Source organism: Flavobacterium rhamnosi (assembly GCF_048286515.1).
GTDB lineage: Bacteria > Bacteroidota > Bacteroidia > Flavobacteriales > Flavobacteriaceae > Flavobacterium.
Genome location: NZ_JBLVPS010000022.1, coordinates 1 through 15,416 on the forward strand (window position 1 = coordinate 1; position 15,416 = coordinate 15,416).

Annotated in this window: 11 protein-coding genes; 6 read left to right on the forward strand and 5 right to left on the reverse strand. The window is 35.6% G+C overall.

Annotation, left to right across the window (positions count from 1 at the left end):
- Nucleotides 1-181: 181 nt before the first annotated feature.
- Nucleotides 182-844 (reverse strand): TrmH family RNA methyltransferase, encoded by a 663-nt coding sequence (locus tag ACNQGN_RS15305; protein WP_417988698.1) that lies wholly within the window; start codon nt 842-844, stop codon nt 182-184.
- Between the two features lie 63 nt (nt 845-907).
- Here ACNQGN_RS15305 and ACNQGN_RS15310 point away from each other — a divergent pair, with 63 nt between their 5' ends.
- The 5 genes from ACNQGN_RS15310 to ACNQGN_RS15330 all read left to right on the forward strand — a co-directional run bounded on the left by ACNQGN_RS15310 (nt 908) and on the right by ACNQGN_RS15330 (nt 8,211).
- Nucleotides 908-1,600, forward strand: a complete 693-nt coding sequence (locus tag ACNQGN_RS15310) for an SIR2 family NAD-dependent protein deacylase (protein ID WP_417988699.1) — start codon at nt 908-910, stop codon at nt 1,598-1,600.
- Nucleotides 1,601-1,668: 68 nt separating this feature from the next.
- On the forward strand, nt 1,669-3,015 hold the full coding sequence (gene purB, locus ACNQGN_RS15315; protein ID WP_417988700.1) for an adenylosuccinate lyase: 1,347 nt from the start codon (nt 1,669-1,671) through the stop codon (nt 3,013-3,015).
- 186 nt (nt 3,016-3,201) lie between these two features.
- Nucleotides 3,202-5,442: a cation:proton antiporter domain-containing protein gene (locus ACNQGN_RS15320; protein WP_417988701.1), complete on the forward strand. Its 2,241-nt coding sequence runs from the start codon at nt 3,202-3,204 to the stop codon at nt 5,440-5,442.
- Between the two features lie 260 nt (nt 5,443-5,702).
- Nucleotides 5,703-6,308: an NAD(P)H-dependent oxidoreductase gene (locus tag ACNQGN_RS15325; RefSeq protein ID WP_417988702.1), complete on the forward strand. Its 606-nt coding sequence runs from the start codon at nt 5,703-5,705 to the stop codon at nt 6,306-6,308.
- Nucleotide 6,309: 1 nt separating this feature from the next.
- A complete protein-coding gene (locus tag ACNQGN_RS15330; RefSeq protein ID WP_417988703.1) occupies nt 6,310-8,211 on the forward strand; it encodes a monovalent cation:proton antiporter-2 (CPA2) family protein in 1,902 nt (633 codons plus the stop codon).
- 82 nt (nt 8,212-8,293) lie between these two features.
- On the opposite strand, the gene guaB is transcribed toward ACNQGN_RS15330, so the two are convergent.
- Nucleotides 8,294-9,766, reverse strand: a complete 1,473-nt coding sequence (guaB, locus tag ACNQGN_RS15335) for an IMP dehydrogenase (protein WP_417988704.1) — start codon at nt 9,764-9,766, stop codon at nt 8,294-8,296.
- Between the two features lie 164 nt (nt 9,767-9,930).
- Here guaB and ACNQGN_RS15340 point away from each other — a divergent pair, with 164 nt between their 5' ends.
- Nucleotides 9,931-12,432, forward strand: a complete 2,502-nt coding sequence (locus ACNQGN_RS15340) for a cation-translocating P-type ATPase (RefSeq protein ID WP_417988705.1) — start codon at nt 9,931-9,933, stop codon at nt 12,430-12,432.
- A gap of 41 nt (nt 12,433-12,473) precedes the next feature.
- On the opposite strand, the gene ACNQGN_RS15345 is transcribed toward ACNQGN_RS15340, so the two are convergent.
- From ACNQGN_RS15345 to ACNQGN_RS15355, 3 genes are all read right to left on the reverse strand, one after another.
- Nucleotides 12,474-13,868 carry a DUF5723 family protein gene (locus ACNQGN_RS15345; protein ID WP_417988706.1) on the reverse strand — a complete coding sequence of 465 codons (1,395 nt, stop codon included), beginning with the start codon at nt 13,866-13,868 and terminating at the stop codon, nt 12,474-12,476.
- Nucleotides 13,865-14,416 carry a hypothetical protein gene (locus ACNQGN_RS15350; RefSeq protein ID WP_417988707.1) on the reverse strand — a complete coding sequence of 184 codons (552 nt, stop codon included), beginning with the start codon at nt 14,414-14,416 and terminating at the stop codon, nt 13,865-13,867. The genes ACNQGN_RS15345 and ACNQGN_RS15350 overlap by 4 nt, the downstream gene beginning before the upstream one ends.
- 108 nt (nt 14,417-14,524) lie before the next feature.
- On the reverse strand, nt 14,525-15,388 hold the full coding sequence (locus ACNQGN_RS15355) for a beta/alpha barrel domain-containing protein (protein WP_417988708.1): 864 nt from the start codon (nt 15,386-15,388) through the stop codon (nt 14,525-14,527).
- Nucleotides 15,389-15,416: the final 28 nt, after the last annotated feature.

Genomic DNA, 15,416 nt, shown 5'->3' on the forward strand with positions numbered 1-15,416 from the left:
AAAAAAGTATTTAACTGTCACTTGTATATCCAAAATGATTAGAAGTATTTGCATTTTCAATTCATCCCCCGTCTAAAGACCCAAGTGTATGGGGGCTTTCTTGAAAAATTATCGTAAAACATTACAATCGGTATGTATTTTTTTTTTCAAAATAAATACTATTTTAATACCGCTACAAAAACTATTTCACATTTTCAGCAAAATACCTTTCTTCAATTCGTTTTATATCTTTTATGGAATTTTTGGCCCAAGCCAAACGCTTTTCTAAAATTTCATTTTTGGTTAAATGCCAATCAATTTCAGATCTGCGCAATCGATTCGTCAGGTTTTGAATAATTATCGCAGCCGAAACCGAAATATTTAAACTTTCGGTAAAACCAACCATTGGGATTTTTAGAAAACCATCGGCACGTTGCAAAATTTCTTCTGATAAACCGTCTCTTTCTGTTCCAAAAAACAAAGCGCTAGGTTTAGAAATATCAAAATCTTCCATTAAACAATCATTTTCATGCGGTGTGGTGGCAATAATTTGATACCCTTGACTTTTTAAGGTATCTACACAATTTGTAATACTGTCGAATGTATTAATATCAACCCATTTTTGAGCACCCATTGCAATTTCCTTGTCAATACTTTTTCCGTAACGCTGCTCGATAACATTCAATTCCTGAATTCCAAAAATTTCACAACTGCGCATTACTGCACTTGTGTTGTGCATTTGAAAAATATCTTCAACGGCAATGGTAAAATGCTTGGTTCTGCTTTCCAATACTTTCAAAAATTTTTCTTTTCTATTTTCGGTCAGAATATTTTCAAGAAAATTAAGATAATCGATATCAATCATTGGGAATTATTTTTGGCAAAAATACTAAAAAAGACTAGCTTTAGCTCCTAATCTATTGTGCAAATGAAAAAGAAATTGGTGGTTTTAACCGGTGCAGGAATCAGTGCTGAAAGTGGCATAAAAACATTTCGTGACAGTGACGGACTTTGGGAAGGGCATAACGTTATGGACGTCGCGACCCCAGAAGGCTGGAACAGAAACCCGGCATTGGTGCTGGATTTCTATAATCAAAGACGAAAACAACTTAAAGAGGTACAACCAAATCCGGGGCATATAATTCTAGCCGAATTAGAAAATTACTTTGATGTTTTCATCATTACACAAAATGTTGATGATTTACACGAACGTGCCGGAAGTTCTAATGTATTGCATTTACATGGCGAATTATTAAAAGTAAGAAGTAGCAGAAACCCGAATTATATTCTGGATTGGCAAGAGGATTTGAATTTTGGTGACTTAGATGAAAACAAAAATCAATTGCGCCCTCATATTGTTTGGTTTGGCGAAGCTGTTCCAGCACTTGACCAGGCAATAACAATTACTCAGAGTGCAGATTATTTTGCTGTTATTGGAACGTCTTTACAAGTGTACCCTGCGGCTGGACTAATCGATTTCACAGCCCGAGAAACACCCATTTTTTATATTGATCCAAAGCCAATAAAAATCCCAAATCTCAGAAATCAATTGGTTGTAATACCAGAAGTGGCATCCAAAGGAATGAAAACGCTAAAAAAGAAGCTTACTGCGTTTATTTAAAAAAACATTCGTTTTCTATTTTGTCACGAAAGGTTTATATTTGTGCCTTTCGAACAAACAACTAAACAATGACTACTTTAAACGAATTGAATGCTATATCGCCAATCGACGGAAGATATAGAAACAAGACTATTTCACTGGCTCCATTTTTCTCTGAAGAAGCTTTAATCAAATACCGCGTATTGATTGAAATTGAATATTTTATTGCTTTGTGCGAAGTTCCTTTGCCACAACTAAAAAACGTAAATTCGGATCTATTCGAAAGTTTACGTAACATCTATAAAAATTTCTCTACTGAAGATGCACTTTGGATAAAAGAAACGGAAAAAGTCACCAACCACGATGTAAAAGCAGTAGAATACTTCATTAAAGATGCCTTTGAAAAATTAGGCTTATCAGAATATAAAGAGTTTATCCACTTTGGACTGACTTCGCAAGACATTAATAATACGGCGATTCCATTGTCTACAAAAGAAGCTTTCGAGAAAGTATACATGCCGTCTTTAATTACTTTAACTTCAAAATTGAAAGATTTAAGCGTTGAGTGGAAGGATATCCCGTTGTTGGCCCGTACTCATGGACAACCGGCTTCTCCAACACGTTTGGGTAAAGAAATCGGTGTTTTTGTTGAACGTTTAGAAGAGCAAATGCGTTTATTGTTCAACATTCCTTTTGCAGCTAAATTTGGTGGTGCAACTGGAAATTATAATGCGCATCATGTAGCATATCCTCAAATTGACTGGAGAAAATTCGGAGGAAAATTTGTTGAAGAAAACCTTGGTTTACATCACTCCTTCCCTACTACACAAATTGAGCATTACGATCATTTCGCAGCATTTTTTGATGCGTTGAAGAGAATAAATACTATAATCATTGATTTAGATCGAGACATTTGGACGTATGTTTCGATGGAATATTTCAAGCAGAAAATAAAAGCGGGAGAAATAGGTTCTTCGGCTATGCCACATAAAGTAAACCCAATTGATTTTGAAAATTCAGAAGGAAATTTAGGAATTGCCAATGCAATTTTCGAACATTTATCGGCTAAATTACCATTATCAAGATTGCAACGTGATTTGACCGACAGTACGGTTTTGAGAAATATTGGGGTACCAATGGGCCATACGTTAATCGCTTTTGAAGCTACTTTAAAAGGATTAAACAAATTGTTATTGAACGAACCAAAATTCCACGAAGATTTAGAGAAAAACTGGGCCGTTGTTGCCGAAGCAATTCAAACAATTTTACGTCGTGAAGGATATCCTAACCCCTATGAAGCATTAAAAGGATTAACAAGGACCAATGAAGCGATAGATAAAAAAGCGATTCACGGTTTTATCGCAACCTTAGAAGTTTCGGATGAAATAAAAGCAGAGTTGCTACAGATCACTCCGAGTAATTTTTTAGGAATATAAGAGTTACGAAATTTATTGAAATTTTGCAAAATCCCGTTAAAAAGAGACAAAAATTCTTTTCAACGGGATTTTTATTGCTAAAAAAATCATAAAAAGCAGTATTTAGCTAAAATTACACTTTGAAAATTAAAGTTTTTTCATATCTTACCACTATACAGAAAACCTTTAAAATACAAGTAAACGCCTATGAATACAGCCGAAACAGTAGCAAATGCATCACACCACTTACAACCCTTAATTAGTGATTTAGGATTAATTCTGATAACTGCCGCAGTTGCAGTATTGTTATTTAAAAAAATAAAACAGCCTCTGGTTCTGGGCTATTTAATTGCAGGATTTTTAGCTGGAAATCATTTTGATTTTTTCCCTTCTGTAAAAGACATCAAAAGTGTAGAAGTTTGGGCAGAGATTGGAGTGATCTTCTTATTATTTAGTTTAGGTCTGGAATTCAGTTTTAAGAAACTGATGAAAGTGGGCGGAACTGCATCGATTACTGCTGTAACACAAATTATCGCAATGGTAGCCATTGGTTATTTAGTAGGCCAATGGATTGGCTGGAAACCCATGGACTGTATCTTTTTAGGAGTTATTCTTTCCATTTCATCCACAACCATCATTCTAAAAACATTTGATGAGCTGGGTGTAAAAACACAAAAATTCGCAGGAATAGTTATCGGTTCACTTATTGTTCAGGACATTGTCGCTATTTTGATGATGGTTTTGCTTTCCACCATTGCGGTTAGCCAGCAATTTTCAGGTGGCGAACTACTCCAATCCGTTTTTAAGCTGATTTTTTTCTTGACAATATGGTTTGTTGGAGGTATTTTTTTCATCCCAACTTTACTCAAAAAAGCAAAAAGCTTATTGTCGGACGAAATGTTGTTAATCATCTCACTTGCTTTGTGTCTTATGATGGTAATTCTGGCAGCAAATGTTGGTTTTTCTCCAGCATTAGGAGCTTTCATTATGGGATCTATCATTGCCGAAACGACCCAGGCAGAACACATAGAACATTTGGTAAAACCTGTTAAAGACCTGTTCGGAGCAGTGTTTTTCGTCTCTGTCGGCATGTTAATTAATCCCGGGACTTTATATGAATATGCCTTACCTGTGGCTATATTGACGCTGGTAGTAATTTTGGGACAATCCATAAGTTCCACTATTGGTGCGCTACTTTCCGGGCAGCCTTTAAAACAATCAGTACAGACCGGAATGAGTTTGTCACAAATTGGAGAATTCTCATTTATTATTGCAACATTAGGCATGACCTTGAATGTAACCAGCAATTTTTTATATCCAATTGTAGTTGCTGTCTCTGCAGTAACCACTTTTACGACCCCTTTTATGGTAAAATTTGCTACGCCATTTTCGGAGTACCTTGAAAAAAAATTACCACGAAAATGGACTAAAAAAATTGAACGTTATAGCGCCAATGCGCAGTCCATAAAATTAGTAAGCAACTGGCAAATTGTCGTACGCGCATTTCTGACGCAAGTAATAATCCACTCCGTGATTATTGTTGCTATTATTCTAATTTCATCTAAATTTATTCTTCCATTAGTTAAAGAGTCTCAATTTGGAAATGCCCTTGGCGCACTGATTACTTTAATAATAATATCCCCCTTTTTGTGGGCGCTTTCACTGCGCCGCGTAGCCGTGAATGAAGTCGCTATTTTAAGAGAAGAACGTAAATATCGCGGACCAATTCTGATGATGATTTTATTGCGAATGGTTTTGACTCTTTTTTACATTGGATTCTTACTTAATATCTTTTTCTCTCCCGGAATCGCTTTTATAGTACTGATTGCCGCCGTAGTAGTTTATTTTGTTTTTCCAAAAAAGTTAAACGCACAATACCACAAAATTGAAGATCACTTTTTGCAAAATTTAAATGCCAGAGAAATTAAAAAAGCGGTAAGAAGCCGCAGTGATTTAACACCTTGGGACGGCCACATGACTACTTTTGAAATAGCGGCAACATCAAATATTGCAGGAAAAACATTAGAAAAATTAGGCATTCGGGAGCAACTGGGAATCAACATCGCTTTCATAAAGCGAGGAGAAATCACTATTAACATCCCTAGTAAAAACGAAAGATTATTTCCAGGAGACGAAGTCTGCGTCATTGGAACCGACGCACAAGTCAAAGAGTTCAAAAAATATTTAGACCAGCATGAAATTGATGTTTCACCAATGGAAAAGGAATCTGATATAGTTTTGCAACAGTTAGAGCTAATAAACGAAGCTTATATTGGGAAAAGTATCCGTGATTCTGAATTACGTGAAAAAACACGTGGCCTGATTGTTGGTTTGGAAAGAAAAGGAAACAGAATTCTCAATCCAGAGTCAAAATTAATTTTAGAAAAAAACGATATTCTTTGGATTGTTGGCAGTAAAAAACTGTTAGCGAATCTTTCCAAAAATTAAATTAGGAATTTTGTATTTTATAATTCTATTTTGGCAATCAAAAGAAGTCTTTCATTAAATTCCGTCTGAACGAAATTTTTAAATTTTGTTTTGACGGGATTTTCTGTTTTTTAAATATGAATATGATAAAAATGGGCTTTTGAATGTTATTCTATTATTAAAATCAAGCATTATTTTATATCTTTCAACAAGTTTTCATTCGTTAAACAACATTGTAAATCAATCAAATAACACTTAAAAAAAAGCTTAAAATAAATTTTATGTCAAAAAATAAAATCTTAATCCTATTTTCCCATCCATTATTCGAAAAATCACATGCGAATAAAGCTTTGGTGCAAAATATTCCCGATTCAGAAAACATCACTTTTCACGATTTATATGAGGAATATCCGGATTTTGATATTGATGTAAAACACGAACAAGTTTTGCTAAGCCAACACAATATCATCATTTGGCATCATCCTATGTATTGGTATAGTTGTCCACCACTTATGAAGCAGTGGATTGACATGGTACTGGAACACAACTGGGCCTATGGAAAAAAAGGGAAAGCATTGCAGGATAAAATTATTTTTCAGGTAATTACTACTGGCGGCAACAAGGAAAACTATTGTGAAACCGGTAGTGAACGTTACAGTATTCTTGAGTTACTGGAACCGTTTAATCAAACAGCAAAAGTCTGTAATATGACCTATTTGCCCCCTTTTGTCATACATGGTACACATAATATGGCCAAGGAAGATTATGAAAAAAACGGTTTGATTTATGGTTATTTTCTTGACTATTTAGAGAATAATAATTTAGACACGGATGAAATTCTGCAATACCATTATTTAAATGAATGGTTTGCCACAATAAAAATATAACATGGATACGAATTTTCTACTTCAGGCCATTATTTATTTAACAGCAGCCGTTATTTGCGTGCCTATTGCTAAAAAACTAGGCTTGAGTTCTATACTAGGGTATTTACTAGCTGGAATAGTCATCGGCCCTTTTGTTCTTGGTTTTATCGGTCAGGAAGGTCAGGATATAATGCATTTCGCCGAATTTGGTGTTGTAATGATGTTGTTTTTGATCGGCTTAGAATTGGAACCGAGTAAGTTTTGGAAAATGCGGAAATTCATTCTTGGCATGGGTTCCTTACAATTGATCGGAACTACACTAATTCTGTTTCTAGGCTGTCTTTTTTTTACGGACTGGAAATGGGAAACTACATTAGCGATTTCCCTTGCACTGGCATTATCCTCCACTGCCATTGTATTGCAAACCTTAAAAGAAAAAGGATTGTCAAATACATCAGTAGGGCGTTCCTCATTTGCAGTTTTGTTATTTCAGGATATTGCGGTAATCCCAATTTTAGCCTTTCTGCCTCTTTTATCAACGGTAAATCTTGAGGCGACGAATGACGCTCAACAATCCTTAATTACCGGCTATGCCAGTTGGCTGCAGACGGTAATTGTATTTGGAATTATAGCTGTAATTTACCTCGCCGGTCGCTTTTTATTTGTACCGCTATTGCATATTATCGCAAAAACTCGCTTGCAGGAATTGTTTACCGCTTCAGCTTTGTTATTGGTCGTTGGTGTCTCCTATTTAATGCAACTCATTGGATTAAGTCCTGCTCTAGGTGCCTTTATGGCCGGTGTCGTACTTGCCAACTCCGAATTTCGTCATGAATTAGAAGGCGATATCGCACCATTTAAAGGACTACTTTTAGGCTTATTCTTTCTGGGTGTCGGTGCCTCAATAAACTTTCAGTTAATTATTGACAACCCATTATTTATCTTTGTTTTTGGAGCGATTTTAACTTTAGTGAAATTCGCAGTCTTATTTATGACCAGCAGATTTTATAAAAAGAAATTGGATCAAAATCTACTGTTTGCATTCGGTCTGAGTCAGGCCGGAGAATTTGGTTTTGTCATTATGAGTTTCTGTATGCAATTGAACATTATACCCAATATTTTAGCCAATCAAATAATGGCAGTAATTGCCATGAGTATGGTTGCCACACCTTTCCTACTACTAATCAATGAAAGAATAATTTACCCTAACACCAGAATTCAGGAAAAAGAAATAAAAAAAGATAATGATTTTATTGACGAGCACAATCCCGTTATCATCGCTGGTTTTGGACATTTCGGAAGTACCGTTGGCCGTTTATTAAGAGCTAACCAAATAAAATCAACCATTCTGGATTATGATTCAGACCGAATTGATTTATTACGAAAAATGGGGTTCAAAGTTTATTATGGAGATGCGACCCGCTTAGAACTATTGAAAGCGGCAGGTTGTGAGAATGCGAAAATTTTTATTGCCGCGATAGATAATCCAACAGTAAATCTGCAGGTTATCGAAACCTTAAAAAAACACTTTCCAAATTTAAAAATCTTAACCCGTGCCCGAAATCGAAATGATGCCTATGAATTAATCGATCATAAAGTCGAACATATATACAGGGAAACTTTATACAGCGCTGTTAATATGGGTGTTGATGCATTGGTTGAATTAGGACTTCGAAAATATACCGCAACCAGACAAGGACAGCAATTTATAAAATACGACGAAATCACAACACGTAAATTAGCTGAAAAACGACACGATAAAATGGCGTTTCTAATTACAATCAAAGAAGAAATTGAACTGCAGGAACAATTATTAAAGAGTGATGTTTACTCCCAGGTTGCAGCAACCAATCACAGCTGGGACAGCCAGCATTTAAAAGACAATTTAGCTGACTTGTCGGACTCCTCTGAATTGCCGGACTAATAGTTTACAACAATAAAAAAGACATAATTAACACCTTAGAATGGGATTAATTATGCCTTTTTTTATTCTTTTGAGCAAAAAACTATCTTGAATAATTTGGAGCTTCTTTAGTTATTGTCACATTATGTGGATGACTTTCATTGATTCCGCTTGCAGTAATGCGAACAAAACGCCCTGTTTCCTGTAAAGTTGGAATGTCTTTTGAACCGCAATATCCCATTCCAGCACGCAGACCTCCAATAAATTGTTGCATACTTTCATTCAATTCCCCTTTGTAAGGCACACGCCCTACAATCCCTTCTGGCACCAGTTTCTTCACATCATCTTCCACATCTTGAAAATAACGATCTTTTGAGCCTTCCTGCATCGCTTCAACAGAACCCATTCCTCGGTATGATTTGAATTTTCTTCCTTCGAAAATAATAGTTTCTCCAGGCGATTCCATAGTTCCAGCAAGTAAAGATCCCAACATCACACAATCAGCTCCTGCAGCAATTGCTTTAGGGATATCACCTGTGTAACGAATTCCACCATCAGCAATTACCGGAACTCCAGTTCCTTTAATGGCTGCAGCCACTTCAAGAACAGCTGAAAACTGTGGAAACCCCACACCAGCAACTATACGAGTCGTACAAATAGAACCAGGCCCAATTCCCACTTTTACACCATCGGCACCATTTTCAACAAGATATTTGGCTGCTTCAGCAGTAGCGATATTACCAACAATAACGTCTAATTCCGGAAATTTAGCTTTCACTAATTTTAGGACATCAACAACTCCTTTTGTATGTCCGTGCGCAGTATCAATTATAACCGCATCTACTCCCGCGTTAACCAAAGCAGTAGCTCTTTCAACAGCATCGGCAGTTACACCTAATGCAGCAGCAACACGTAAACGTCCGTATTTATCCTTATTTGCATTGGGTTTTTGGGTTAATTTAGTAATATCTCTAAAGGTGATCAAGCCAACTAACTTATAATCAGCATTTACTACTGGAAGTTTTTCGATTTTATATCCTTGCAAAACCACTTCGGCCTGTTCAAGAGAAGTACCTTCGGCAACGGTTACCAAGTTCTCGCTTGTCATTACCTCAACGATAGGTCTGGTATTATTTTTTTCGAAACGTAAATCCCTATTGGTAACAATACCTTTCAGTTTTTTATTTTCATCAACAATTGGAATACCTCCAATTCCGAATTCTTTCATAGCGTTTTTAGCGTCAGCGACGGTAGAAGTCAATGGTAAAGTAACCGGATCGATAATCATTCCTGATTCAGCACGTTTTACTTTGCGCACTTTAGCAGCTTGTTGCTCGATAGTCATATTTTTATGCAAAACGCCAATTCCTCCCTCTTGTGCCATAGCAATTGCCATATCACTTTCGGTAACGGTATCCATAGCAGCAGACACAATTGGCACGTTAAGCGTTATATTTCTTGAAAATTTTGATTGAATACTCACTTCGCGTGGAAGTACATTCGAGTAGTTGGGAACTAATAGTACATCATCGTAAGTTAATCCTTCACCGATAATCTTAGAATTGTGTGCGATCATTGCAATTTGTAGTTGTAGTTAAATTGCGTGCAAATATACATAATCTTAAGCGAAAAAACGACTACTTTTTACAATAAATGATTAAATTGCATTTCAGTGACTATTTAAATACCTATAAAGAGTCACTGATTCTTTGGAATTCATAAAATTCTAGCTTTTTTGACATGACAGAACCGCAACAGCAAATAAGAGGGCTTTCAAATGATGAAGTTTTGCAGTCAAAGGCAAAATATGGTTCTAATTCCTTAGCACGTCAGGATAAAAACACTTTCTTAACTTCTTTATTTGAAATGGTTAAAGAACCAATGTTTTTATTGCTTTTAACCGCAACCAGCATTTATTTTATTACAGGAGATTTCGGCAATGGAATTTTTATGGTCGTTGCTATTGTATTGGTTTCTGCCATCTCTCTCTATCAGGAATCAAAAAGCAGAGATGCAATGGAAGCCTTAAAAAAGTTATCACAGCCCAAAAGCAAAGTCATTCGCAATAGAAAAATTATAGAAATCCCAAGTGAAGAAATTGTCTTGGGTGATTTCATCCAAACGGAAGAAGGCACCTTTATTCCGGCTGACGCAATCATTATTCAATCCAATGATTTTTCCGTAAACGAGTCCATACTCACTGGAGAATCGCTGGCCGTTTTTAAGAATGAAACAGCTAAAAACAATCAGGTATTCCTGGGAACTATAGTCAGCAGTGGCTTAGCAATTTGTGAGGTAACAGCAATAGGAAACCAAACCCAGTTGGGAAAAATAGGGAAAAGTCTTGAAACGATTACGGAAGAAAAGACGCCGCTGCAAATGCAAATGGAAAATTTTGTTAAGAAAATGTCTATTATTGGCTTAGTAATTTTTGTTTTTGTTTGGGCAATTAATTTTTATAATTCCAAAGATATTTTAGACAGCCTTCTAAAAGCATTAACTCTGGCAATGAGTATCATTCCGGAGGAAATTCCAGTTGCTTTTACCACATTTATGGCTTTAGGAGCCTGGAGATTGATGAAAATGGGCGTTATTGTCAAGCAAATCAAAACTGTGGAAACCCTTGGGAGCGCGACCGTCATTTGCACAGATAAGACAGGAACCATCACCGAAAACAAAATGAGCCTGATAGAATGGTATACGTTATCTGATAATGTCATAAATACAAATAACAACACAAAACTCAAAGACAATGAAAAAGAACTTCTTAGCGTAGCCATGTGGGCTAGCGAACCTATTCCGTTTGACACAATGGAAATTGCACTGCACGATGCTTATTCAAAATTAGAAGTCTCTGATGAGCGAACCAATTTCAAATTAATCCATGAATACCCATTGGAAGGGAAGCCTCCTATGATGACACATGTTTTTGAAAACCAGAATGGAACCAGAATCATTGCTGCTAAAGGTGCCCCGGAAGCTTTACTTGCATGTTCTAATTTATCAGGAAAAGAAACACAGCAAATCTGCGCTGCAATGACAACTATGGCTACGAAAGGCTTTCGTGTTCTAGGAGTTGGTGTCGCGGACTTTACAGGAACAGACTATCCCAAAAAACAACAAGACTTTTTGTTTCATTTTAAAGGATTAGTCGCTTTTTATGATCCTCCAAAAGAAAACATAAAAGCTGTATTTGAGGCCTGTTACAAGGCTGGTATTCTGGTAAAAATAGTAACAGGTGACAATGCCCAAACAACTGCCACAATTGCCAAACAAATTGGTTTTCAAAACGCCGAAAAAACACTAAATGGAGATCAATTAATGGCAATGGATTTTCTCACGCTAAAAGAAAAAGTCATGGAAACAAGCATCTTCACAAGAATGTATCCTGAGGCCAAACTTAAAATCATAAAAGCCCTTAAAGATAATAATCAAATTGTAGCTATGACTGGTGATGGCGTAAATGACGGTCCTGCCTTAAAATCAGCTCACATAGGAATTGCTATGGGTAAAAAAGGAACTGAAATTGCCAAACAAGCTGCCAATCTTATTCTTATTGAGGATGATTTTTCTAAAATGATTGCTGCCATTGCAATGGGAAGAAAAATATATAACAATCTAAAAAAGGCCATACAATACATTATTTCCATTCATATCCCAATCATAATGATTGTATTTATTCCTTTGGCATTGGGATGGCTTTATCCAAATATTTTTTCACCTGTCCACGTAATTTTTCTCGAAATTATTATGGGTCCGACCTGTTCGATTATTTACGAAAATGAACCCATGGAGCGCAATTTGATGTTGCTTAAACCCAGACCTTTTACCACTACTTTTTTCAACCTCAAAGAAATTGCCATCAGCATTATTCAGGGTCTTGCAATCACACTGGGGCTTTTATTTACCTATCGTTTTTGTGTAGCTGATAATTGCTCCGAAAGTGTAACCAGAACTACCGTTTTTCTTACTTTGATAGCTTCCAATATTTTTTTGACACTCACCAATCGTTCCTTTTATTATTCGGTATTTACCACTTTACGCTATAAAAACAATTTAGTTTTCATGATAATTGGCGCTACAATTTTAATCACGGCTTTGTTGTTGTTTGTTCCCTTATTTGCTCATTTTTTCGAATTCGAAAGCGTTTCTGGTTTTCAAATAGGTTTGAGCATTTTCGTGGGATTTGTTTCGGTACTATGGATAGAAATTTACAAATGGTTTAGACGAAGAAAACAGTAAAAGCTTTATCAAACAAAAAATAGACATTTGGAAAGTAAGCTTTAATACGGTTTATCACTATCCTTTAAAATAACATTAAATCCAAATTGAAAAGAAAGACTGTTCGCTTTAGTAATGTCGTAGTATTCTAAAAGATTATCGGCAAGAACGTAAAAATTGACCTTCCCAAGCTGAGCAGACAATCCCAATCCAATATTTTTATACGAATAGGAATCTAACGTATAAGTTGCTTTCATCTGTACATTTTTCAAAACATTCCTTCGGTAGTAAGTAGTAAAAGACACAAAGGGCGTTTTGGGAGTTGACATTACAAAAAATTGGACACCAACGGCATTTTTATAATCAGAATCAGTGCTTTCGCAATTGCAATCTTTACTTCTTGCATCATCAAATGAATATTGAACAGAGGAATTAAACTTTGCGGGACGCCATGTCGTGTACTTAGTATATAAGGTATCAAACGGAATAGCTTCTTTAAATTCCTCATATATATTTCCTGCAGAACTTCCATCTGCAAATTTAGGATTTATCCCTTCATATTTAAAATAACCTTTATACGTAAAGGTCTCAACATCTTTAGTATGTTTTATAAATCCAACGTCTACAATACTTGCTGTAAACTGGATATTTTTTTTGGGATAATAGGTAAACCCTGCATCGAAACCTAGTCCTAAATCACCTCCAAAAAAAGCTTTTTGCTTAATCTCTTTTACTGCATCTCCAGAATAATCTTCGTCTATATACTTTGAAATTCCGGAAGTATTGAGTTCTAAATTAGAAGAAATAACTTGTTCGTACATCCCAACATTAGAAGGAATAGTATAAATATATCCAGAGTTTTTAGTTGAAGTAGCATTAAATACACTCGAATAAATCTTTCCTCTGAACCCCACAATTAAGTTATCCTTTATATTCTTATGATAGCCTATATGAAGAACCGAAAGCATTTCAGCCTTTACATTCAAATCCCCCAAATTAAAAACTTTACCCAGATAATTGCTATTTCCATCCAAAGCAAGTACAGCAATGTCTTTAGGCATATAGCTCAGGAAATCAAATTCATGATACATCCCAAAAGAAACATACGTTTTGCTTTGCCAGTCCCCTATCTTGAAACCTCCGCTGAATAATTCTATCTGTTCGTTTAGCGCAGCTTTATCTTTACTGGTGGTAGAAAATACAACATTTCGTAATTTCACATTAAAATCTACTCCATTATCAGCAAATAAATCATAGGCTGAAAAACCGCTCGAACCAACATTTGCAGAAATCCCAGACAATAAGGGAATCCCAAAATACCATTTATACTTAACATCAGAGCCAGGATTAGTCATTAAAGACTGAGGAACTGAGGTGAAATTATATAAAATTTGCTTGTTTTGAGAAATACATTTAACAGACAGTAAAAAAACAAAAAATAAGATTATTTTTTTCATTCTATTACTAAATAAGCGGTGGCACTCGAACGTAATTTTAAACTCCCCGTACTATTTTCACTTACTATGGGACCAGGAAGCATTTTGAGAATAAAAGCCATTCTAGTTGTACTTTTCAACAAATCAAGTTTAGCATTTTCAAACACCTCGGTTTTAGTAATCAGATTTTCGACCCCATTATAAGCGGGTATAGCAAAATTAATAGAATAAAGAGGCTGATTATTTTTATCCAGATAGACTAAATCTAAAGTATACGCTCTGTTTATGGTATTATTGATTTCAAAAAAGAAATCAGCTCTCTCTAAATTATCTTTAAAAAAAACATCGTCAAAAACATCAATTTCTGGCGTGTCAACTGTTATACTTTGTTCTACACCATTAGTTACAAATTGATTAGCAGGAATATCAAAATGACCAAAATTTGAAACAAAAACAGGTTCTAATTTCAAATCATTAGCTTGATTAAAATCGAGATCACTTGCACATGAAAAAGAAAACAGCGCTAAAATTAGCACCCCTAAAATCCTATTGAAAGCCAGTAGTTCCATTCTACTATTTATTAAAATCAATCTCATAATTACTAAACTTCAAACGATTCAAAGTCCAACTTATTATTATTTTTCGTCAATAGTATAAAATCTAAAACAACTATTTTTTTAATGAAATTCTCCAAATAATTTAGAAGCCTCATTATAAGCACTTTCAAAACTCATCGGACTTGTATTTGTAGTATCTTTTTTCGCAGTAAAATAGGACAATAATTTCTCTGTTGGCATATTTCCGGTTAAATCATCAGTTGCCATTGGGCAACCGCCAAAGCCCTGAATGGCTCCGTCAAAACGACGACAGCCCGCTTTATACGCGGCATCTATTTTCTCAAACCATTTATCAGGCGTGGTATGTAAGTGGGCGCCAAACTCTATTTTAGGATATTTTGGAATCAAATTCGAAAATAAATAGGAGATTACATCCGGTGTTGAACTTCCCACCGTGTCTGAAAGAGATAGGATTTTCAATCCCATATCGGACAACGTTTGAGTCCATTCTCCTACTATTTCTGTGTTCCAGGGATCTCCATACGGATTGCCAAAACCCATCGAAAGATACGCTACAACCTCTTTATTGCTTTTGTAGGCAATTTCAAGAATTTCTTGCAGGGTAATTAATGATTCGGCAATTGTTTTGTGGGTATTTCGCATTTGGAAATTCTCAGAAATCGAAAAAGGAAAACCCAGATATTGTATTTCAGGATGAACAGAAGCTAGTGTTGCACCTTGGGTATTTGCTATTATTGCGAGAAGCTTACTTCTGGTTTGAGACAAATCAAGTCGTGCCAGAACTTCAGCAGTATCCTGCATCTGCGGAATCGCTTTTGGCGAAACAAAACTCCCAAAATCTATGGTATCAAACCCTACTCGCAATAAAGATTGAATATAAGAGACCTTTCTTTCAGTGGGAATAAATAGCTTAATGCCTTGCATGGCATCACGTGGACATTCTATAATTTTTATTGGCTCCATAGAAAACCAAAGATAGGAAAACAATTAT